The 21,507-nt window shown below is 70.5% G+C and carries 21 protein-coding genes; 10 read left to right on the top strand and 11 right to left on the bottom strand.

All coding sequences use genetic code 11. The features are described 5' to 3' along the window. Window positions 1-7 precede the first annotated feature (7 nt). Entirely contained in the window at window positions 8-769 is a 762-nt protein-coding gene (locus tag DOS48_RS16520) for a YkgJ family cysteine cluster protein (RefSeq protein WP_127116798.1), read from the top strand. Window positions 770-800: 31 nt separating this feature from the next. Here the strand turns inward: DOS48_RS16520 and DOS48_RS16515 are convergent, their stop codons facing one another. Next, a complete protein-coding gene (locus DOS48_RS16515) occupies window positions 801-1,706 on the bottom strand; it encodes a dihydrodipicolinate synthase family protein (protein WP_127116797.1) in 906 nt (301 codons plus the stop codon). A gap of 192 nt (window positions 1,707-1,898) precedes the next feature. Between DOS48_RS16515 and DOS48_RS16510 the strand changes: the two genes are divergently transcribed. After that, entirely contained in the window at window positions 1,899-2,312 is a 414-nt protein-coding gene (locus tag DOS48_RS16510; protein ID WP_127116796.1) for a TRAM domain-containing protein, read from the top strand. A 141-nt stretch (window positions 2,313-2,453) separates the two neighbouring features. Then, entirely contained in the window at window positions 2,454-4,511 is a 2,058-nt protein-coding gene (locus DOS48_RS16505; protein WP_127118822.1) for an AAA family ATPase, read from the top strand. Between the two features lie 126 nt (window positions 4,512-4,637). Here DOS48_RS16505 and DOS48_RS16500 read toward each other — a convergent pair whose 3' ends face one another. Beyond that, entirely contained in the window at window positions 4,638-4,862 is a 225-nt protein-coding gene (locus tag DOS48_RS16500) for a hypothetical protein (RefSeq protein WP_244629357.1), read from the bottom strand. Window positions 4,863-4,928: 66 nt separating this feature from the next. Further along, entirely contained in the window at window positions 4,929-5,705 is a 777-nt protein-coding gene (locus DOS48_RS16495; protein WP_127116795.1) for a bacteriorhodopsin, read from the bottom strand. Window positions 5,706-5,944: 239 nt separating this feature from the next. On the opposite strand from DOS48_RS16495, the gene DOS48_RS16490 reads away from it, so the two are divergent. After that, window positions 5,945-6,322 carry a hypothetical protein gene (locus tag DOS48_RS16490; RefSeq protein WP_127116794.1) on the top strand — a complete coding sequence of 126 codons (378 nt, stop codon included), beginning with the start codon at window positions 5,945-5,947 and terminating at the stop codon, window positions 6,320-6,322. Between the two features lie 146 nt (window positions 6,323-6,468). On the opposite strand, the gene DOS48_RS16485 is transcribed toward DOS48_RS16490, so the two are convergent. After that, window positions 6,469-7,194: a class I SAM-dependent methyltransferase gene (locus DOS48_RS16485; RefSeq protein ID WP_127116793.1), complete on the bottom strand. Its 726-nt coding sequence runs from the start codon at window positions 7,192-7,194 to the stop codon at window positions 6,469-6,471. A 237-nt stretch (window positions 7,195-7,431) separates the two neighbouring features. Here DOS48_RS16485 and DOS48_RS16480 point away from each other — a divergent pair, with 237 nt between their 5' ends. The 4 genes from DOS48_RS16480 to DOS48_RS16465 all read left to right on the top strand — a co-directional run bounded on the left by DOS48_RS16480 (window position 7,432) and on the right by DOS48_RS16465 (window position 10,060). Continuing rightward, the gene (locus tag DOS48_RS16480) at window positions 7,432-7,704 is read left to right on the top strand and encodes a helix-turn-helix domain-containing protein (RefSeq protein WP_008004753.1); all 273 of its coding nucleotides are present in this window, start codon (window positions 7,432-7,434) and stop codon (window positions 7,702-7,704) included. A gap of 122 nt (window positions 7,705-7,826) precedes the next feature. Then, the gene (locus DOS48_RS16475; RefSeq protein WP_127116792.1) at window positions 7,827-8,840 is read left to right on the top strand and encodes a glycosyltransferase; all 1,014 of its coding nucleotides are present in this window, start codon (window positions 7,827-7,829) and stop codon (window positions 8,838-8,840) included. Window positions 8,841-8,929: 89 nt separating this feature from the next. Next, window positions 8,930-9,748: an imidazole glycerol phosphate synthase subunit HisF gene (gene hisF / locus DOS48_RS16470; protein WP_127116791.1), complete on the top strand. Its 819-nt coding sequence runs from the start codon at window positions 8,930-8,932 to the stop codon at window positions 9,746-9,748. 126 nt (window positions 9,749-9,874) lie between these two features. Continuing rightward, complete coding sequence (locus tag DOS48_RS16465) at window positions 9,875-10,060, top strand: hypothetical protein (protein WP_127116790.1); 186 nt, start codon at window positions 9,875-9,877, stop codon at window positions 10,058-10,060. An 84-nt stretch (window positions 10,061-10,144) separates the two neighbouring features. On the opposite strand, the gene DOS48_RS16460 is transcribed toward DOS48_RS16465, so the two are convergent. Further along, window positions 10,145-12,250 (bottom strand): glycoside hydrolase family 15 protein, encoded by a 2,106-nt coding sequence (locus DOS48_RS16460; protein ID WP_127116789.1) that lies wholly within the window; start codon window positions 12,248-12,250, stop codon window positions 10,145-10,147. Window positions 12,251-12,353: 103 nt separating this feature from the next. On the opposite strand from DOS48_RS16460, the gene DOS48_RS16455 reads away from it, so the two are divergent. Together DOS48_RS16455 and DOS48_RS16450 are read left to right on the top strand one after the other, a co-directional pair. Further along, complete coding sequence (locus tag DOS48_RS16455; RefSeq protein WP_127116788.1) at window positions 12,354-14,636, top strand: alpha-amylase family glycosyl hydrolase; 2,283 nt, start codon at window positions 12,354-12,356, stop codon at window positions 14,634-14,636. Window positions 14,637-14,699: 63 nt separating this feature from the next. Next, window positions 14,700-15,833, top strand: coding sequence for a TrmB family transcriptional regulator sugar-binding domain-containing protein (locus DOS48_RS16450; RefSeq protein WP_127116787.1), 1,134 nt, complete (start codon window positions 14,700-14,702; stop codon window positions 15,831-15,833). A 25-nt stretch (window positions 15,834-15,858) separates the two neighbouring features. On the opposite strand, the gene DOS48_RS16445 is transcribed toward DOS48_RS16450, so the two are convergent. The 6 genes from DOS48_RS16445 to DOS48_RS16420 form a co-directional block, all read right to left on the bottom strand. After that, window positions 15,859-16,671, bottom strand: a complete 813-nt coding sequence (locus tag DOS48_RS16445) for an FAD-dependent oxidoreductase (RefSeq protein WP_127116786.1) — start codon at window positions 16,669-16,671, stop codon at window positions 15,859-15,861. Between the two features lie 142 nt (window positions 16,672-16,813). Next, the gene (locus tag DOS48_RS16440) at window positions 16,814-16,987 is read right to left on the bottom strand and encodes a hypothetical protein (RefSeq protein WP_168654242.1); all 174 of its coding nucleotides are present in this window, start codon (window positions 16,985-16,987) and stop codon (window positions 16,814-16,816) included. Beyond that, complete coding sequence (locus tag DOS48_RS16435) at window positions 16,988-18,235, bottom strand: ABC transporter substrate-binding protein (RefSeq protein WP_127116785.1); 1,248 nt, start codon at window positions 18,233-18,235, stop codon at window positions 16,988-16,990. Window positions 18,236-18,328: 93 nt separating this feature from the next. Beyond that, entirely contained in the window at window positions 18,329-19,216 is an 888-nt protein-coding gene (locus tag DOS48_RS16430; RefSeq protein WP_127116784.1) for an ABC transporter ATP-binding protein, read from the bottom strand. Beyond that, window positions 19,217-20,416, bottom strand: coding sequence for an iron ABC transporter permease (locus DOS48_RS16425; protein WP_127116783.1), 1,200 nt, complete (start codon window positions 20,414-20,416; stop codon window positions 19,217-19,219). Then, window positions 20,413-21,399, bottom strand: a complete 987-nt coding sequence (locus DOS48_RS16420) for an FAD-dependent oxidoreductase (RefSeq protein WP_127116782.1) — start codon at window positions 21,397-21,399, stop codon at window positions 20,413-20,415. The genes DOS48_RS16425 and DOS48_RS16420 overlap by 4 nt, the downstream gene beginning before the upstream one ends. Between the last annotated feature and the right edge of the window lie 108 nt (window positions 21,400-21,507).

The following is a 21,507-nucleotide window of genomic DNA, read 5'->3' as shown; positions in this document are numbered from 1 at the left end:
GCAGCCCATGAACTCGCTCGAAACCGACCTCGACCGCGCCCGCGACCTCGACGCCGCCGAGCTCGCCGACGCCATCGAGTCGATCGGCTTCGAGTGTACGCGCTGTGGCGGCTGCTGTACCGGCTACGCCCCGGACGAGCCCGGCGGCGCGCCGGCGGGAGCGGGGTCCAGCGACGAGGACGCGTCCGGGTGTCACGAGACCGACCGCGAACCCCACACGGCCACCGTCTTCCCCGGAGAGGTCCGCGAGGTGGCCGACGCCGCCGAAGACCGATTCGGCGAGGCGTACGACTGGCGCGATGTCGCCCGCCCAATGCCATTCGGCCTCTCCGAGGGCGACGACGGCGAGCCGGCCGGCGAGACGTTCGAGTGGGCGCTCGCGACCGACGACTGCGGCGACTGCACCTTTTATGAGGAGACGGACGGGCGGGGCGCCTGCGCAGTCCACGACTCGCGGCCGCTCATCTGTCAGACCTACCCGTTCAGCGTCGCGCTCGACGGGACGAGCCAGCCGATGGGCGAGGCGGTCGACGAGTCGGGCGCCGTCCGCGCCCACGAGTGCGAGGGGCTCGGCCGCGACATCTCGCGCGAGGACGCCGAGGCGCTGGCGGCCGCGCTAAAGGAGCGCGCGGTCCGCGAACTGGAGGAGGCGATCGGTGTCCGCGACGGCTACGACCCGGCCGCCGCCGACCGGGCCGCGGGCGACGCCGTCGTCTTCGACTCCGAGGGCCCGAAAGAGGTCGACGGGACGCCGGTCGACGGCGACTGAGAGGAGAGCGGACCGCCGGACGGAGATCCTTTTAAACGGCGTCGAGCGCCGCGTCCACGTCGGCGGCGATCGCCTCGCTCGCCGACTCGTCCGGGAGCGTGAGCGGCGGGCGGACGCGGGGGTGCGGCACGAACCCGCGGTGTGCGGCGGCGACTTTCGTCGCGGGCGCGAACCCGTGGTCCGCACAGCGCTCGAAGAGGGGGGTTATCGCCCGGCGGTGGAGCGTTAGCGCGCGGTCCTCGTCGCCGGCCCGCAGCGCCTCGCCGAGCGCGACGAACGCCTCCGGGATCACCTGCGAGAGCGCGTGAATTCCGCCGTCGACGCCGAGCGACGCGCTCGGATACAACAGCGCGTCGACGCCCTGGAAGACGGTGAAGTCGTCCGGCGTCCGGTCGACCGCAGCGTCGACCGCCGAGAGGTCGCCGCTCGTGTCTTTCAGCCCGACGATCGACTCGCGCTCCGCCACGGCGGCGAGGACCTCGGTGTCGATGGGCTCGCCGACCGTCATCGGGATGTCGTAGAGGAGGAACGGGAGGGGCGCGTCGTCGGCGACCGCTTCCAAGAAGGCCCGCTGTCCGGCCGGCGACGTCGAGCCGTGATAGTACGGGAGCGTGACCAACCCGGCGTCGGCACCGGCCGCGTCGGCGGCTCGGAGCCGGTCTAACACGCCCGAGACCGTCGTATCCGCGGCGCCCGCGATCACCGGCACGTCGCCGCCGACCGCCTCGACCGTCGCCTCCACGACCGCCCGGCGCTCGGCGTCTGTGAGGCTGGCGAACTCGCCGGTCGTTCCGCAGGGGACCATCCCGTCGAGCCCGGCGTCGACGAGCGTCGAGACGTGGCTCGCGAGCGCGTCGGTGTCGACGTCGCCGTCGGCGTCGAACGGGGTCACGATCGGGGGCGAGACGGCGGCGTGTCGGAACTCGGGTGGGGTCACGTGGCCGGGTTCGACGGCCACGGAGAAGGGCTTTCTCCCCACGCAGACGGCAGGGCGCCCCGCAAGAGAGCCGAACGCGAGAGGGACGCGCCCGTCAGTTCGGGCGCGAATCGGCGGCTGGCAGGTCGCGGCCGCACCGACGCCAACGGTACAACTATACTGGTTCGTCGCCATAATATGATGGAGTCTACTATGGAGATCTCAGAGAAGCTCCTTTGTCTGTTCAGCGCCGACGTTCGTGAGGAAGACGACGAGTACGTCGTGACGGTCCCGCGACGCGAGATCGAGACCGGATCGGTGGAGCCGGGCGAAACGTACCGGGTCGCGCTGATCGAACGCGGCGAGCCCGACGGCGAGGGAACGGAGGCCGCCGTCGACACCTCGGCGTCCCGCGCCGACGACGGCCCGCAGCCGCCCGTCGAACCCGGCGAGATGCGCTACGTCGAGATCGAAGACCTCGGGAAACAGGGCGACGGGATCGCCCGCGTCGAGCGGGGGTACGTGATCATCGTCCCCGACACCGAGGTCGGCGAGCGCGTGAAGATCGAAGTGACGGAGGTCAAGTCCAACTTCGCGGTCGGCGAGGTCGTCGAGGAGTCGGCGTAACGCCGGCCCCCGGTCGCGTCCGGATCCCCCCGGACGCCCTCGCGTCGGAATCGTCGTGGCTTCTATGTGCGATCCGCCCCTACCGATCGGTATGGATCGCACGACCGTCGCCGGCGAGGCAGTTACCCGACCATGCCGCGCATGAGCGTCCGGCTCCCCGTCGTCGACGGCCACGCGTCGACCGGGGACCGCCGCGTCGGTCTCACCCCGTCGGTGCTGACGGAGCTCGGCGTCGAGCCCGGCGGGACCGTCGCCGTTCGCGGCGGTCGAACGACGGCCGCGGTCGTCTCGCGGGTCGACGCCGACGCCGGCGGCGCCTGTCTCTCCGAACCGCTACGCCGGAACGCGGCCGCCGACATCGGCGAGACGGTCACGGTCGAGCCGGTCGACGCCCCGCCGGCGGCGACGGTCACGCTCCGCCTCGACGAGACGATGGAGCTCACTCGCGCGGCGGCGGCCCTCAAGCGGCGCCTCGACGGGACGGCCGTCTCCGCCGGCGACGAGGTGGGCGCCACGCTGCTCGGCGGCGCGCTGTCGCTGACGTTCGTCGTCGAGGACGTGCTGCCGTCGTCGCCGGGAGTCGTCGGCGCGGAGACCGACATCGACATCGTGACCGAGAGGACGGACGATGTCGTGAGCGAGCCGACCGGAGACGGGGACGACCCCGTGCCGGCGGCGACGTTCCGGGAGTTGCGCGAGGCGGCATCGACGCGGCTCGACGGCCGGGAGGCGTTCGCCGCGGCCGGGCGACCGACGACGCTCGGCCTGCTCCTCCGCGGGCCGCGCGGCGCGGGGAAGACGACGCTCGTCGAGTCGGTCGCGGCCGCGGTCGACGCGAGCCTGGTGACGGTCTCCGCCGCACAGCTGCGCGGCGAGAGTCCTGGTGACCGCGAGCGACGGCTCAACCGGGTCGTCGGGGCGGCCGAGGACGCCGACCGAGCGGTGGTCCTGCTCGACGACCTCGAAGTGCTCGGCGAGGACGGCAGCGGGGCGCTCGGCGACCGCTTCAGGAAGACTCTGGACGATCTGCGGGCCACGGACGGGACGGTCGTGGTCGGCGTGACGACCGACGCCGAGCGCGTCCCCGAGGCGCTCCGGCGGGGCGGGCGGTTCGACCGCGAGGTCGACCTCGCGCCGCTGAGCGTCGAGGACCGCCAGACGGCGCTCGAACGCGCGACGCGGAACGTCCCCCTCGCGATGGACGTCGACTTCGCGGAGACCGCGACCCGCATCAACGGGTTCGTGCTCGCCGACATCGGGGTCCTCGTCGACGCCGCCTTGGAGCGCGCCGTCCGGCGCGAGGGGCGGCTGGCGGTTCGGCAGGCCGACCTCGACCGGTCGATGGAGTCGATCGACCCCGGCGGCCTGCGAGACGTCGCCGTCGAGTTCCCGTCGGTGTCGTGGGACGGGGTCGGCGGGTTGGCGGCCGCGAAACGCGAGATCGTTCGGGCGGTGTACTGGCCCCTGGAGTACGCCGACCGCTTCGAGCGCGCCGGCATCGACCCGCCCTCCGGCGTGCTTTTGTACGGGCCTCCCGGCACCGGGAAGACGCTGCTCGCGCGGGCGGCCGCCAGCCTCAGCGACGCCAACTTCATCTCAGTGAACGGCCCGGAGCTGCTGAACCGTTACGTCGGAGCGAGCGAGCAGGCGGTCCGGGACCTGTTCGCGACGGCCAGGGAGAACGCGCCGGCGGTCGTCTTCTTCGACGAGGTCGACGCCATCTCGCCGAAGCGACGCGGCGACGATACCGGCGCCGGCGAGCGCGTGGTCTCGCAGTTGCTGACGGAACTCGACGGGCTCGAACCGCTGACGAACGTGGTCGTCGTCGCCGCGACGAACCGGCCGGACTCCATCGACAGCGCCCTGTTGCGGCCAGGCCGGATCGAGAAGGCCGTCGAAACCCCGCTGCCCGACGAGGCGGCGCGTCGGGAGATCCTCGCGATCCACACCCGGAACACCCCGACGGCCGCCGGGGTCAACCTCGGCGCGCTGGCCGCGCGGACCGAGGGGTACAGCGGCGGCGACATCGCCGCCTTGGTCCGGGAGGCCGCGATGCTCGCGATAGAGGAGACGATAGTCGACGGGAGCGCGGCCGCGAGCGACGACATCGCCGTGAGCGCCGATCACTTCGAACGCGCCCTCGCCGAGACCACGCCGTCGGTGGCCGCGCGCGAGGAGGCGAGGCCGCCGCGGGAGTGACGTCGACGTCGCGGTCGGTGGGACACAAAGGCGGCTGTGACTGAGAGCGGTGTCGGGGTTTGCGTGGCGAACGCGCCGGGAGAGTCGGCTGCGTCTCGTGATCGCCGCCGGCGGCTCGGGACCGAACTACCCGCGTTCCTCGTGTAAGTTGAGGATGAAGTAGATGATCCCGAGGGCCGTGAACAGTTCGACGGCGGAGACGGACCAGAACGCGACGGTGAAGCCGACACCGTAGCGCTGCAGCGTCGGCAGCGCGAACAGCGCGGCTGCCGCGAGTACGAAGCAGACGACGATCCCGACGACGGAGCCCGTGTTCAGTACGGCAACGGTTTCGTTTGCGTCGTCGGACATGTGTTGGAAACGTCGGAAAACGGTGATCGCAGTTCGAGTAGTCGGTGCGAGGGAGGGAGGGATCCCTTAGTCGGCGGCCGACGGCTCGGCGGCAGACGGTTCCGGCGCGTCGGTGTCGCCGAGGATGGCACGGCTGCGGAGGAGGATGAAGCCGAATCCGACCTTCGCAGTCACGTCGAGGACCATGAAGCCGAGCGTCTCGACGCCGAGGCCGACGACGCCCGCGCCCTCAGTCCCGATGATCCACAGGATGGGGTACGCCGTCCAGAGGACCGCGACCAACACGGTGAGCGTGTTGAACGTGGTCTGCACCTCTTTGGAGCGTTGTTTCGCCGCGCTGCGGAGGCTCGTGAGGAGGTAGTACAGCACGAAGATGAACGCGATGGTGCTGAACAGCCACCAGGTGTACCGCGCCAGCATCGTCTGCGACAGGGCACCGATGAGGCCGGTGACGATCATCAGCGCGTCGACGCCGATGAGCGTGCCGGTGGTGACCCGGTCGACCTTCGCGAGGAGCGCGAGGTCGAGCAGGAGCAGCGGCGTGGTGAACAGCCAGTCAGCGTATCGTGCGTAGTAGATATCGAGCGTTCCGCGGCCGACGACTTCGACCTCTGAGAGCCCGATACCGAAGAACATCGACAGGTACGCGGCCGACGCGATGCCCGGCACGAGGATTGTGATCGCGTAATACTCACGGGCCTCTTTGTCGGTGACGCCCCACCCTTTGGCGATGAAGTAGAAGGTCCCGATGAGCATAAGTAGCGTCCCGATGCCTAGCCACAACGTTTCGGGTCGACCGTCGTTGAGGAGGTCGAACCCAGCCTGTAGTACTGTCGGATCCATGCGCACCTTATCGTATGGACTATTGAATCATCAACTTCGACACAGCATAGTAAGGTATCCGCCGCCGATTCGTCGTCGGGGGGCCGCACTCACCGACCGCCAGAGGGGCTCCCGGGTCGCAGGATCTGCCATCGATCGGCCAGTACGAGCCTTCTTGCCGACCGATCGCTCGTTAGGGTGCGGGCACATACCTTACTAGTGACCCGAAAGCAAACCACCCTGGAATCCGTAGGGACTGTATGGCCAACGACAAGACCGAGACCGAGACCGAGACGACCGAGGAAAGCGACGCCGCGACCGAACTCGAAGCGGAGACCGAGGCGGCGGCCCTCGACGTGGAGGCGCTCGACACGTACGAGGACCGAGTCGAGGAGCTCGCGTCCGCGGTGGAAGAACGCGAGGAGACGATAGCCGAGCTCGAGTCGGTCGTCGAAGAACAGTCCGAACAGATAGAGACGCTCAAAAATCAGTTCCTGGACCTGTCGGCCCGCGTCGCCGACGGTCGGAACCTCGGCGTCTGTCCGGAGTGTAACGGCCCGACGGAGAAACAAGAGCGGCTCTTCCGGAGCGACACGATCGAATGCCTGCGGTGTGGCGAAGTCATCCACACGTACTGATCCGAGCGATTTGGGCCGAACGGCGCGGGAGCCACCGACCGAACGCAGAATACGAGGCACGGATGCCGGCCGTGAGGACCGACCCGCAGCGCGACTGCGCCGTTGTCTACGACGCGACCGTCGCTATCTGACCGTCGCTATCTACACTACGTCTCGTCGCTCGCGGGGACGCGCGCGTCCCAGTAGGAGACGGACGCCACGTAGTCGCCGGGGATCGTGTTGCCGATGCAGCTGTCGACCAGCCGGAACGGCTTCGCGACCGGGCCGGGGAGTTCGCGGTAGAAGCCGTACGGCAGCACGAAGTCGTGGTTCTCGCCGGCGAGCGTCATGTCGGCCGCGCAGAGCATGTCGACGACCTGCTCTTCGGCGTAGAGCCGGGACCCCATCGGGAGCAGCCACGTGTACAGCGTCCGCAGGCTGCGGCTGTTGAACGTGTCGAAAAACACCTGATTCGCGCTGACGCGACAGAGTTCGGAGAGGAACGGGATCGGATCCTCCATCAGGTGGAAAAACCGCATCGCGACCACCGAGTCGAAGTGATCGTCCGGGAACGGGAGCCGAGAAGCGTCGCCGCGAACGAACTCCACGGTGCCCGAGAGCCCTGCGTTCGCCGTCTTCTGCCGGCCCTGTTCGAGCATCTCGCGGGAGATGTCGATGCCGACGATGTCGGCGCCTCGGTCCGCGAGCATCGTCGTGAACCGGCCGGTCCCGCAGGCGACCTCCAGCACGCGGTGGCCCTCCTCTATCGGTCCGAGCGCGGAGAGGACCGCCTCCTTCTCGCGCTGGTCGATGAGCTCACCGCCGCCGGAGAACCGTACGTCCTCGTACTCCTCCGCGACCTCGTCGGCCTGGTACCAGTCCTGTCCCTTCACGTTATCCGTACTGAACTCCCGACCGACAAAACCGTACTGGATGCGGTCGGGGAAGACACGGTCGCGGAGGCGGACCCGAACGCCGTCGGCGACCCGAGCGCGCAGTCGCGTCGCGAGGTGGCCGGCCGACCGGCGCCCCGGCGGTCCGAGTCGTGATATTAACACATTATATTATCCCAATCGGATTGCCCAATATGTAGCCAACCTTTACCAATAAGCCAAGGGTGACACAAGAGTATGAGTACCAGTCCCGCGGAAACTGCTGACCAAGACCGTCTCTCAGAGTCCGAGTACCGCGACCGCTTACGCGAACTCCCCCCGAGCGCCAAACTCGTGGCGAAGGTGCTCGAAGGCGACGCCCCGCTCTCGCAGGGCGGCCTCGCCGACGAGTCGCTGCTTCCCGACCGCACCGTCCGCTACGCGCTCAACCGCCTCGAAGAGGAGGGTCTCGTCGACTCCCGCTACAGTTTCAAGGACGCGCGCAAGCAGGTGTACTACCTGACCGTCTGAGCGACCCCCGAACCGACGGGCCGTCCGAACGACCGCTCGTCGGGTGAACCGCGCTCCGGCGACCGATAGCGCTGCGGCCAGCACGGAGCCCTTTTTAATCCCTGGACCCGACACTCTGTCACATGGACCTCTCGGTCGTCGTTCCCACCCTCAACGGGCGGGACCGGTTAGCCGGCTGCCTCGACGCGTTGGCAGCGCACGCACCGGAGGCGGAGGTGATCGTGGCCAACGGCCCTTCCGCTGACGGCACCACCGGGATGGTGCGGGACCGCGACGACGTGGACGTGTTGGTCGAGATATCGGATCGCACGGTCAACGTCGCCCGCAACGCCGGCATCGAGGTCGCCAGCGGCGACGCGGTCGCGCTCGTCGACTACGACAACCGGATCACCGCCGAGTGGCTCGACGCCGTGCGGGCCGGCCTCGCCGAGGCGGACGCCGTGACGGGCCCGGTGACGCCGATCGAGTCGCCGGAGGCGGCCCGTGACGACGGCGCGCCCGCCACCGAAAAGGCGCCCGCCGCCGATGGCACGCCCACAAGCACCGAGCGGGCGCGCGACGGCGAAGGGCGAGACGCCCCCGAGCGCCGGACGATAGCCGGCACCGACGTGACCTACTTCGAGGGCGGAAACGTCGCGTTCCGTCGCGAGACGCTCCGGGACCTCGACGGCTTCGACGAGTACCTCCACACCGGCGGGGCGCGCGACGCGGCCCACCGTCTGGCACAGATGGACCACGGCGTCGCGTGGCGCGACGGGATGGCGGCCGACAAGGCGCTCGTCGCCGCGAAGGCCGCCGACGGCGGGCGGACGGCGAGCGAGTGGGGATGGAAGTACCGGGCGCTCGCGTACCGCCTTTTAAAGAACTACGGGGTTCGCCCGACCGTCGTCGCGCGCGCGGGGAGCCACGCGGCGACGGACGCGGTGGGCGCCGCCGGCGACGTGGTCCGCGGCGACTCGACCCCCTCGCGATGGGTCGCCACCGGCCGGGACGTGCTGTTCGGCCTCGTCGGCGGGAGCTCTGACGGGCTCGTGGCGCGGAGCCGCGACCGAACGCCGGCGCGGAACCCGAACGGCATCTCGAAGCGCGCCGACCGGGCCGTCGCGAAGTACGACCGGCGGACGGGCGAGGAGTGACGACCGAACTTAAACGCCGCCGGGAGCGTCTCCCCCGGCCGCGACCCCACGGCTTTTAACCTCGGTCGTCACGAACGGGTCGGTAACGAATGGGACTCACGAAGCGGATCATCCCCTGTATCGACGTCGACCTCGACGACGACGGGGACGCGGCGGTGTACACGGGCGTGAACTTCGAGAATTTGGAGTACACCGGCGACCCGGTCGAGTTGGCGAAAAAGTACAACGCCGCGGGCGCCGACGAGTTCGTCTTCCTCGACATCACCGCGAGCGCCGAGGGCCGCGAGACGATGCTCGACGTGGTAAACGCGGTCGCCGACGAGTGTTTCATCCCGCTGACGGTCGGCGGCGGCATCCGGACGAAAGCCGACATCAAGGAGACGCTTCGCGCCGGCGCGGACAAGGTCTCGATCACGACCGGCGCCTTAGAGCGCCCCGAGCTCATCGAGGAGGGCGCCGCGGCGTTCGGCAGCCAGTGTATCGTCATCTCCGTCGACGCGCGGCGTCGACACGACGACGAGGGCGAGCACTTCTACGAGGACGACGACGGCGAGACGGTGTGGTTCGAGTGTACGAAGAAGGGCGGCCGCGAGGGGACCGGCATCGACGCGGTCTCGTGGGCGAAGGAGGCCGAGGAGCGCGGCGCGGGCGAACTGTTCGTCAACTCCATCGACATGGACGGGACGAAGGACGGCTACGACATCCCGCTGATGACGGCCGTCTGCGACGCCGTCTCGACGCCCGTCATCGCCTCGTCCGGCTGCGGCAGCCCGGAGGACATGCGCGAGGTGTTCACCGAGGCGAACGCCGACGCCGGGCTCGCGGCCTCCATCTTCCACTTCGGCGACTACTCCATCGAGGAGACGAAAGAGTACCTCGACGAGCACGGCGTCCCCGTCAGGCTGTAAGCCGAGCGAAATCGCCCGGCGACCGTGCTCGTGGCGACGAAAACGCCCCGGCGGCGAGGACGGTTGTTTCGCCGATCCCGAACTGAAACCAACACTTATTATTCGATCGGGGACGAACCGTGACGTATGTCCACGTCATCGACGCGCGTCCGGGCCGAACGGCCTGAGCTCGTCTGTAAGCGGACCGACGACGGCGACTCTGACGGCGGCGAGGTGACGTTTTTCGAACGGGCGTTGGCGCCCGACGAGCGGACGACGCGCTGGATCACGGTCAGCGAAGCGGACTGCGTGCCGATGTCCGAGTGGCGCTGACGCCGGCGTCGTTACGCCGGTCCGGGCGTGCGTGTCGTCGTTCGCTGTCGATTGCTGCGTGCTGAGACACAGCCGCGGCTCCCGTCAGTCGTCGGCCGCGACCCGGCCCGCGGTCTTCGGGAGTTCGTCGTCGAGCAGCGCCACGGTCGCCAGTCGGATCGCGTGGGGCCACCCGAGCGGGGTCGCGCTGTCCGGCGTCCCGTCGTCGAAGAACTGCTCGGGGAGGTACGTCGTCGGCTCACAGAGCGATCCGCCCGGCGAGACGTGTCCGAGCAGGTCGCGGGCGCGCTCGGCCATCGCCGTCGCCCGCGGGTCGTCGCGGTCGGCGAGCAGCACCGCGAGTTCGGCGCAGGCGTTCGCGCCCCACGCCGTCGAGACGGTCCACACCTTCTCGGAGTACTGGCCGGCCCGGCGCCAGCCGTCGCCCTCGTACCGGATCAGGCCCTCGATCTCGTCGCTCTCGTGTGCGAGCCCGTCCACGACCGTCTCGACGTGTGACACCAGTCGGTCGAGCCGGTCGTCGTCGACCGTGCCGGCGTCGCCGCCGAGCGCGTCGAACGACCGATGCGCGCTCGCCAGCGCCAGCGTCGAGGAGTCGAGCCGGTCGTCGATCTCCCCCTCGGGCGTCTCGCGGAGCGCGTAACAGCCCCGCTCCGGCACCCACAGGTCGTCGAGGGCGTCGTACACGCGCGTCGCCTGGTCGCGGGCGTGCGCCGGGAGGTCCGCCGGGAGCGCGTCGGTGTCGACCGCGCCGTCGTCGAGGGCGTCGGCCGTCAGCCCGTCGCCGTGGAGCGCGAGTTCGCTGTACGCTTCGAGGAACGTCGCGGTCGTGTGCGCGAAGCGGCCGGCGCTGTCCTCCCACGCGTTCTGACAGACGACGGGGCGCCCGTCGGCCGCGAGGGTCTCGTCGAGCCCGGCGAGCGCCGCGACGAGCGTCCGGTCGAGCCCTTCTACCTCGACGCCCGCCTCGCGGGCCTGCGCGAGGAACGCGATGACGCTGCCGGTCTGGTCGGCCTGGTAGTCCACGTCGGGGCCGTCCTCGATGCGCGCGTTGGCCCAGCCGGGAGCGAGCGCCCCGTTCCGCGGCCACACGCGGTGGGGCCACGAGCCGTCGGGGCGCTGGGTGGCGACGTACATCTCGGCCGAGCGCGCGTGCCAGTCGTCGAGCCCGAGTCCCAGCCGGTCGTCGGCGCCGAGCGCGAACGTCGATATCTCGGCGTCGTCGCGGAACCACGTGTAGCCGTAGCCGCCGGAGGTCGCGTAGAAGGGGTCGAAGTCGGGGCCGGCGATCCGGAGGCCCGACTCCGCCGAGAGCAGCGAGAGCACGCGGAGGTCGGCGACGACCGACTCCCGCGACGGGACCGACTCGGGGGGCGACGGGATCGTGTCGCCCGCGGCCGCGGCGAGCGCGTCGGGGGTGTCGAGGTCCTCGAACAGCGCCGCGAGCAGGTCGCGGGCGTCGTCGCGGCTCGTCTCCGCGCGGTCGGTCAGCAGGCTGCCGACGGTCGCGACGCCGTCTTCGAAGGGCGCGTCGACGATGACCTCGCCGGAGAGCCGCTCTTCCTCGTAGCGGTCGCCGTCGCGGTCCCGCGGGAGGTCGGTGGGCGCGTCGTCGAGCAGTTCGGGGAACGTCGCCGGGAGCTGGCCGCGCAAGTCGGTGAAGCCGGTGGCGCTCGCGAGGAAGTCGTGCTCGTCGGCGTGGTACACCTCGATGGCGTCGTCGTATCGGAGTTGGCCGACTCGGTCGTCGCGTCCGTCCGGCGCGAACCGGGCGTAGACGACGAGCGAGAGCTCCTCGGGGTCGACGTTCGAGTGCCCGTCGTCCGCGTCGATGCTCGCGCGCGTGAGGTGCGCGTCGCCGATGGTCGCGTCGTACCGCGTCACGGTCCCCCAGTCGGTGTCGTGGACGGTCTCTATCAGCGTCGTGTCGTCGACGTAGCGCTGCTCGGTCGCCGCCTCGTCGAGCCACGTGACGTCGTTGCCGACCGCGAGCCCGATCCGAGAGCGGACCAGCCCCGTCTGCCCGGTCAGCGGGTAGCCGAAGTCGCGCAGTTCGCCGTCGGCGTCGACGTGAACGAGTCGCCCCTCACCGCCCGAAAACCGTCCCGTGACGGTCCGGCGTTCGCCGGGGAACCGGGTGGCGTGCCCGGTGTTGCGCTTGTAGTCGTCGAGCGCGTCGCGGAGTTGCATTACGGGGACACACGACACCGCTATGTATGAAGTTTTGGTGTAATTATTATTCATTTATTGTACGGACGGAAACGCTCAAGCCGGGTCGCCGTCGGAGGCAGGTATGCACGAACCCGGCCCGCCGCGCGCGACGAGCGTCGGCGAATCGGTCGAGCTGGCGCCTCGAAACCCCGATCCGGAGGGAACCTACGAGTGGACGCTTCGGAGCGCGCCGCCAGAGAGCGACGCGGGCGCCGGGGACACGCCCGAGAGCGACGCGAGCGCCGGGGACGACCCCCGAAGCGCGAGCGCGGCCGACGAGCCGGTGCTGCTCGCCGGGGAGACGAGCCGCGACGACGCCCCGGTGGTCCACCTCCGCCCCGACGCCCCCGGCACGTACGTCGTAACTCTCGACGCGCCCGACGGGACCCACCGACAGCGGGTGCGCGCCTTCCCCGACGAGCGGCGACCGGTCGAACTCCGCGTCCCCGCGACGGACCTCCCGGTCGACGACGCCGACGTGGACCGCGTCTCCCTGCTGTGGCCGCACAACGACCGCCTGCTCGCGCGCGACCGCCCGACCCGCGACGGCGACGACTGGGCGTGTGACGTGCAGATCCCCCCCGGACGCCACGGGTTCAGTTTCGTCGCCAACGACGACCTCGGCAACGGCCACCGCGACGAGGTGACGGTGCCGGGGCCGGGGCGACCGCGCCTCTCGCTGTCGGCGACCGTCGACGAGGGCGACACCGCAGCGCCGGTCGTCCGGATCGCCGCCGACGCGTCGGCGCCGCCGTCCCTCAACGACGAGTCGGGACGGACCGGCGGCGCGTCCCCGGTCGACGTGGAGTACCTCGTCGACGACCGCGACGCGTCCCCCGAGACGGTCGAGCGGATCGAGTCGCTGGCGGCGGAGGGCGGCCTGTCGATCCCGCTCTCCGACCTGCCCAGCGACGGCGCGCTCCGCGTCCACGCCGTCCCGCACGCGGACCGGTACGGGGCGGCGGAGACGGTGGCGATCGAACGCGACGAGGCGGGCAACGTGACCGTCTCCGACCCCCACGCGCTCCCCGACTGGGCCGACTCGCCGACGATCTACGAGGCCTTCGTGCGCTCGTTCGCCGGCGACACGCTGCCGACGACGTTCCGCGAGATCGAACGGCGGGTCCCCTACATCGAGAGCCTCGGCGTCGACGCCCTCTGGCTCACCCCTGTGCTCGCCTCGCCGACCGAGCACGGCTACCACGTCACCGACTACTACGACACCGCCGCCGACTTGGGCGACCGCGAGGCGTTCGCGTCGCTCGTCGAGGCCTGCCACGAGGCGGGGATCAAGGTTATTTTTGACCTCGTCATCAACCACACCTCCCGCGACCACCCCGCCTTCCAGATGCACGCCGCCGGCGTCGACGCCTACGCTGACCACTACCGGCGGACGGACGGCGCCTTCGACGTGACCGACACCGACTGGGCGGAGCTCGAAGACGGCGACATGCCCGAGTACTACTTCAACTGGCGGCGGATCCCGAACCTCAACTTCGACAGCCCGGCCGTCCGCGAGTGGCTCTTAGACGTGGTCGACGAGTGGAGCGCGGTCGTCGACGGCTTCCGCGCCGACGTGGCGTGGGGCGTCCCGCACGGGTTCTGGAAGGAGGTGGCCGACCGCGTCCCCGACGACTGTCTCCTCCTGGACGAGACGCTCCCCCACGACCCCTTCTACGGCGAGGGGCAGTTCGACATCCACTACGACACCTCGGTGTACGAGGCGCTCCGGGCCATCGGCGCCGGCGACGCGCCGGCGGACGCGCTCGCCGACGCGTTCGACCGCGCGGCGTGGCTCGGCTTCGGCGACCCGACCCGCCAGATGCGATACGTCGAGAACCACGACGAGGAGCGCTACCTCGCCGAGTACGGGCGTGCGGCCCTTCTCGCGGCCGCCGCGGCGACGTTCACGCTCCCCGGCGCGCCCCTGGTCTACGCCGGACAGGAGCGCGGCAACGAGACGTACCGCGGGCCGATCCGGTGGCACGACGGCGACAACGGTCTCACCGACTTCCACCGCGCCCTCGCCGCGCTCCGCGAGCGCGAGCCGCTCCTCCGCGACGGCGCCGTCGACTTCGAGGGCCGCGCCGCCGACGTGTCGGTCGTCGACGGCGACGCCGAGCGCGTGGCGGCGTACGAGCGAACCGCCGCGGAACCGGTCACGGAGCCCGGAGATCAAAGCGTCGACGCCGGTGGCGATTCAGACTCGCTGCTCGTCGTCCTCAACTTCGCCGACCGACCGGCGACCGTGACGGTACCGGCGAGATACGAGACCGTCCTGTTCGCGGACGGACGCGGCGCGCCGGCGGACATCGAGGCGGCCGACGAAACGGTCGCGCTCGACGGCGTCGCGGTACTCCGATAACGCGGGCCCCGGCGCGCGGTCGGTCCGCCTCTTATAAGTGAGTGCCTGACCCAGTGCCGGTATATGGACGATCGGACGCTGAACGACCTCCTCCGCCGGTTCGGACTCTCTGATAAGGAAGTCGACACCTACCTCAGTCTGTTGGCCCACGGCGAGGCGAAGGCGAGCACGGTCGCCGACGCCGCCGGCGTGTCGAAACGCTACGTCTACAGCGTGAGCGAGTCGCTGGCGGAGCGCGGCTTCGTCGAGGTGAACGACCACGTCGTACCGACGACGATCCGCGCGAACCCGCCCGACGAGGTGATAAACCGCCTCCGGTCGGACGTGGACGCGATCCGGCCCGGCCTGGAAGAGCGGTTCTCGCGGACCGAGCGAGAGACGGAGCAGTTCGAGGTCATCAAGTCCCGCGTCACCGTGATGAAGCGGATCCGCTCGCTGCTCGCGGACGCGGACTCCGAGGTGGCGCTTTCGATCGCCGGAGAGCACCTCCCCGAGATCCGCGAGGCGCTCGCCGCGGCCGTCGACCGGGGCGTGCTCGTGCTCCTCATCGTCTCCGGCGACGACGTGCCCGACGACGTGGAGGGCGGTGTCGACGGCGTCGCGAACGTGGTTCGGGCGTGGGGAGAGGCGATGCCGACGCTGCTCACGGTCGACTCCGCGACCGGCGTCGTCGCGCCCCCGGCGCTCCTGCGCCGGGCCGACACCGACCGACAGGCGATCCACTTCGCGCAAGAGCAGCTCGCCCCGGTGATCGTCGGGTCGTTCCTCGGGAACTACTGGCCGGCGGCGACCGAAGTCGCGACCGCCGCGCCGGCCGCGCTCCCCACCGAGTACGCGAACTTCAGACACACCGTCTTTCAGGCCACGCTGCGGCTCCGCGACGGGGAGACCCCCCGCGTCACCGTCGGGGGGCGGTGGACGGCCGCCGACGAGCCGGTCGAGATCACCGGGCGCGTCGTGGAGTCGAAACAGGGGATGGTGGAGCCGACGACGAACGAGTTCCCCGTCGAACACTCGCTGGTCGTCGAGAGCGACGAGGGCGAGCGCGTCACCGTGGGCGGGCAGGGCGCCTTCGTGGAGGACGTCGAGGCCGACCTCGTCCGGATCGAGGCGGCCGACGAGCGCGGGGATGCCGATGGCGACGGGCGGGGAGATACCGAAGGCGGTGAGCGCGGGGACGCCGAGGGCGACGAGTAGCGTCGGCTCGTTTTTAAATAAAGACTCACTCCTCGACGCTCGGATGCGTCTCCTGCGGGTCGGGGTGGGGCGCCGCGAACCGCTCGCGCATCGCCTCGCGGGAGGCCGCTTCGCGTTCGCGGCGCTCGTCGGCGTCGATCTCCTCACAGCCCGGCGGGACCGGCCGGTCGCGGTCGGTGAAGTACCCGTCCGGCGCGACCCAGTCGTGGTAGAAGCCCCGGTCGGCCGCCTCCAGGATGGTGACGCCGACCTCGGCGCCGTGACCCGCACACACCGCCGCCTGATGCGGTTTCTCCGCGAGCCGCCCCGCCGCGTACAGTCCGTCGACGCCGGTCCGACCGCGCTCGTCCGCGTCGACGTACGACTTTCCGCGGTCGAGGATGCCGACCCCGTCGATCCCGTCGAGGTAGCCCACTTCGTTTTTCGTCGCGGCGACGGCGAACCGGGTTCGAATCCGGTCGCCGCCGTCGGTGTGGACGACGAACCGAGGGCCGTCGGTCGCGTCGTCGCCCGAATCAGCAACGGTGGCGAGTTGGGTGACCCGCGCGTCGAGCCGGTCCGCGCCGGCGTGTTCGGCCTGTTCGCCACACAGGTCGAGGAGTTGGCGCGCGTTGACGCCGAGCGGGAACCCCGGAACGTTCTCCAAGTGCGCGTTCCGCCGGAGTATCGACTCGCCCGAGTCGACGACGAGCGTGTCGAGCCCTTGTCGAGCCGTGAACACGGCCGCCGAGAGGCCGGCGACGCCCCCGCCGACGACGACCACGTCGCGTGACTCGTACGAGTCGGGGTCGCCGTCGGTCGGGGACGCGACGCGCGTTGGCGCTCCGTCCTCGCTCATCGGTCGTCCCCCCGTCCGAGCCGCGAGTCGTCGCTGTCGATAGCCATACCGGTCGGGGGCCGCGAACCGTGGTAGTCGCTTCGGTCCGCCGTCGGCCCGGCTCCGGCCGGTTCCGCCGCCTCGTCACCGAGCCCGAACGCGCTCACCGACGCACCCGGACCGGCTTCTCCGCCGCGATGAACGGCTCGTCGCTGTCGACGGCCGCGAACGCGAGGCCGTCGTCGCTCCGTTCGACCCGCAACGTCCGGAGGGTCGGCAGGTCGTACGCCTCCGGGTCGCCGTACCTCGCCGCGACGGCCCACTCGCGGGCGCGCATCTACAGGTCCCCGTTGATGGCGTCCGCGACGCGCTGGCGGTCGAACAGCCGTTCCGCTTCGGGTATCTCCGGGTACGGCCCCTCCTCGTAGCGCGGCCAGGCGCCGAACTCGTCGGGGTATAACTGCTTCGCGGTCATCTCGAGTTGGAAGAGATTCAGGACGGGGCCCTGATACCGGGCGCCCTGTGGGTGCATCCGGTCGTTCTTGATCGCCGTTATCTCCGAGCCGACCGGGTCTTCCTCGAAGGCCGCCCGGCGACCGGCCATGTCGGTTCCCGGTTCGAAGCCGCCGAGGTAGAGGATGACGTCCGGGTCGGCTTCGAGCATCGTCTCGAAGTCGACGATCGTCCCCGACTCGACGCTCCCCTCGAACGCGTCGTGCGGGCCGAGCGGGCGCGTGTGCGACGTGAGGAAGCCGGGGTTGCTCAGGGTGTACGCGTAGATGCTCTCGATGTCGTGGGCGGCGATCATGACCGCGGTCGGGCGCTCCGACTCCGGCGGCAGGCCCTCCTCGATCGTCGCGAGGAGGTCGTCGTGGACCGCCGCGAGCGCCTCGTAGCGCTCGCGCTCTCGGAACGCGTCGGCGACGATCTCGAACTGCTCCCAGAGCCCGTAGTACTGGTAGTCGCCCGCCCACTCGCCCGTCGGGTCCTGGTGGCGGTCGGACAGCGAGTTGCCGAACCACGGCGAGACACGCTCGGCGATCTCGTCGATGTCCTCGGGGCTCCACGCGTCCTGCCGGGTGATCCACGCGGGGTCGGCGAGGTGGACGTCGCTGTCGAGCGCGTAGAGCTTCTCTTTGTCCGGCTGCCACGAGGAGTACAGCCCCGACCAGTCGAGCGAGACGCCGGGGAGCCGCTCGACAAACTGGTTCCAGAGGCCGTCGTAGTAGTCGGGGGCGTGGAGCGCGGTCACGTCGTCTCCCCGCCCCAGCGCGAACGCCATGCCCGCGTGGTGGGTCAGACGCGTGAACACGGTCTCCGGCGCCGACTCGAACGCGACCTCGCCCATGGGCGAGATGGACGCCGTGTACCGCTCGTCCGCTGCGTCCTCGCTCTCGCCCGACGAACCGTCCGAAGAGTCGCCCGAACCGTCGTCTGCGGGTGCCGACTCGTTTTCGTCGGCGTCCGGCGAGTCGGAGCCGGAACCGCCGGAGCAGCCGGCGAGGAGGCCGCCGAGGGCGACCGAGCCACCGTACTTCGCGAACGCTCTGCGGGTCGACGCTGCGGGTACTTCGTCGTTGGGCATATTTTTAGGCTACCCTAAAACAACTTAACGGCTCCGATTTTTAGGTCTACCTAAAGACTGGCGGCCCTGAACGGCACCGGGCGCCGAACTGCGTCACTCCCCGTGTCTGGCCCGCAGCGGCGTGACGCGCGGCCCCTGGTCGGTGTCGACGACGTGGGCGTCGACGCGGAACACCTCGGAGAGGAGGTCCTCCGTGACGACCTCCTCCGGCGGGCCGCGCGCTCGGATCTCGCCGTCGTTGAGCGCGACCACGCGGTCGGCGATGCGGGCGGCCTGTTCGAGGTCGTGGAGCACGACGACGACGGTGACCTCGCTGTCCGAACGCAGCGTCTCGATTATCTCCATCACCTCCATCTGGTGGTGCAGATCGAGGAACGTCGTCGGCTCGTCGAGGAGGAGCACGTCGGTGTCCTGCGCGAGGACCATCGCGATCCAGGCGAGCTGTTTTTGCCCGCCGCTCAGGCTGCCGACCTCGCGGTCTCTGAGGTGGCCACAGCCCGCCAGATCGATCGCGCGCTCGACGGCTCGGGTGTCCGCCTCGGTCGTTCGCTCGAAGAACCCCCGGTGTGGGTATCGCCCGTGGTAGACGAGCTCTTCGACGGTGATGCTGTCGGGCGAGGTGCTCTCCTGCGAGAGCAGCCCGAGCTTCCGGGCGAGCGCCTTCGTGTCCATCGAGTGAACGTCGCGCCCGTCGAGCAGCACGGAGCCGTCGTCGGGCGCGATCTGGTTCGCGAGCCCCTTCAAGAGGGTGCTCTTCCCGGACCCGTTCGGCCCGACGAGCGCCGTCACCGCGCCCGGCTCGGCCGCGATCGACTCGCCGTCGATCACGGGCTCCGGGGCCGACGGATAGCCCAACACGAGCGACTGGCCGTCGAGGTCGCTCGCGTCCGTCGCCGCGTCGTCCGGTCCGTGAGACCCTGCGATGTCGTTCGAGCCGCCCGATTCGTCCCGGTCCGTCGCGTTCACGCGTTCTATCGACATTCAGAGGTCACCTACGTTCTGCTGTCGCCGCATCAGGTACAGGAAGTACGGGCCGCCGACCAGCCCGGTGACGATTCCGACCGGAACCTGCGCGTCGGCGCCCGTAATCGCGCCCATCCCGAGGCGCGCGCCCACGTCGGCGCCGACCAGCAGCGCCGGGCCGACGAACAGGCAGCCGACGATCACCCGCTTGTAGTCGCTCCCGACGAGGGTCCGAACCACGTGCGGGACGATGAGCCCGACGAAACTGACGATACCCGCCACCGCGATGCTGGCGGCCGCCGCGAGCACGGCGACCCCCGAGAGCGCGAACCGCACTCGCTCGATGGACATCCCCAGCGCCTTCGCCGTCTGCTCGCCGAGGAGGAGGAGGTTCAGCTGCCGTGAGCCCGCGAGCGACAGCACGAGCGCCACGAGCGTCCACGGGAGCGCCATCCGCACCTGCTCCCAGTCGGTCCCCGTGAGCGATCCGGTGGTCCACTGGATCGCCGACTGGACGACGCTGATGTCGTCGGCGAAGAAGAAGAGGCCGGTTTGGAGGCTGTTGAAGACGGTGCCGACGATGACGCCCGCGAGGACGAGGCGGACCGGGCTCGTCCCGTTCTTCCACGCGATGGCGTACACGAGCAGGAACGCGACTGACCCGCCGACCGCCGCGATCAGCGGTAGGAACGCCGAGAGCCCGCCGAACACGACGAGCGTGAGGAGGATCATCAGCCCGGCGCCGGAGGAGACCCCGAGGATGAACGGGCTCGCGAGCTCGTTCCGCGTCACGGCCTGGAAGATGGCCCCGGAGACGGCGAGGTTCATCCCGACGATGGCCCCGACCAGCACCCGCGGCAGGCGGATGTTCCAGACGACAAGCGTCTCGCGGGTCAGTTCTGGCAGCGCGCCCTGAAAGCCCGTGATCGCGCGCATCAGCTCTTCGCCGACGAGGAAGTTGAGCAGCCACCGCGGATCGAGTAGCACGGCGGGGTCGAGGACGGCCCGCCACGCTTGGCCGACCGTCATCGAGTACGTCCCGAAGCTCACCTGGACGAGTCCGGCGAGCGCGACGACGGCGACGCTCCCCCCGGCGACCAGCAGGAGCCGCGGGTCGAACAGCCACCCGAGTCGCCCCCCTTCTGCCGGTCGCCGAGCCGAGCCCCCGTAGTCGACCGACCCCGTCGCGCCGCCGGCGGTCGGCTCGTCGCCGCTCATCGCGTCGCCTCCTCGTCGCGCTCGACGGTTCGCCCGCCGGCGGCCGCGTGCGCCGCGACCGCCTCGTCGTCCATCGCGTCGAGCAGCGCGTCCGCCCCGTGCGCCGCGACGACCGCTTCCGGATCGAGGTGTGCGGCGAGGGCTCGGTGTCCGGCCGCCGCGCGGGCGGCCTCCTCGTCTGCGTCGACGTGCGAGGAGCGTTCGGCCTCGACCGCGGCATCGCGGACCCGTGCGAACCGCTCCGAGTCCGGGTCGACCGGCCCGTCGGCGTGGGTGGCGTCGAACCACTCGACCCACCGCTCGCGGTCGCTCCACTCGTCGCCGAGTTCGGCTTCGCGGCGGACCCAGTCTCTTCCCTCCGCCGCCGCGGGCCACCAGCCCTCGTCGACCCGCGCGTCGGCGACGACCCGCTTTCCGACGCGGGCGCCCTGTCCCGCGGCCGTGATCGCCTGCCGGTCGGCGTCGGACGGCGAGGCGACGTAGAGCCCGTCGATAGCGGTGGTCCCGTCGCGGTCGGCGTACTCGCGGTCGAACGTCTCCTCCGTCTCCTCGCCGCGGTCCCGACGTGCGAACAGCGCGTCGTCGTCGTCGAGGCCGCGGAGGTACTCGCCGTCGTAGCGCGTCGCGGCGACCACTCGGGCGGCGGTGACGGGTGCGCCCTCCTGGGGGGTGACGACGAACCGCCCGCTCTGATCCTCGGGGCGGTCGGCGTCGTCCCCCGCGCGGTCGACCGATTCGACGAGGTCGTCGACGACCGTACACCCCGCTCGCTCGGCCTGTTCGCGCATGAGGTCCGACAGCGTCCCGACGTCGATGCCGGCGGGGAAGCCCGGATAGTTCGACAGGTGCGCACAGCGCGCGAGCGACGACCGACCGCGGTCGAAGACGACGACGTCGAGGCCGTCGCGCGCGGCGAACACCGCGGCCGCGCAGCCGGCGGGCCCCGCGCCGACCACGACCACGTCGCTTTCGGCGCCGCTCACGCTTCTCCTCCGATGGCGACGGCAGCGACCGGATCGCGACGCGTGCCGGCGAGTCGGTCGGCCTCTCGGTCCATACGGTTTAGGCCACCCTAAATGATTAAGAGGGTT

The organism is Halorubrum sp. PV6 (genome assembly GCF_003990725.2).
Taxonomy (GTDB): Archaea; Halobacteriota; Halobacteria; order Halobacteriales; family Haloferacaceae; genus Halorubrum.
Note: the sequence above shows the minus strand (reverse complement) of the source record. Positions and strands in the feature narration are given on the sequence as shown.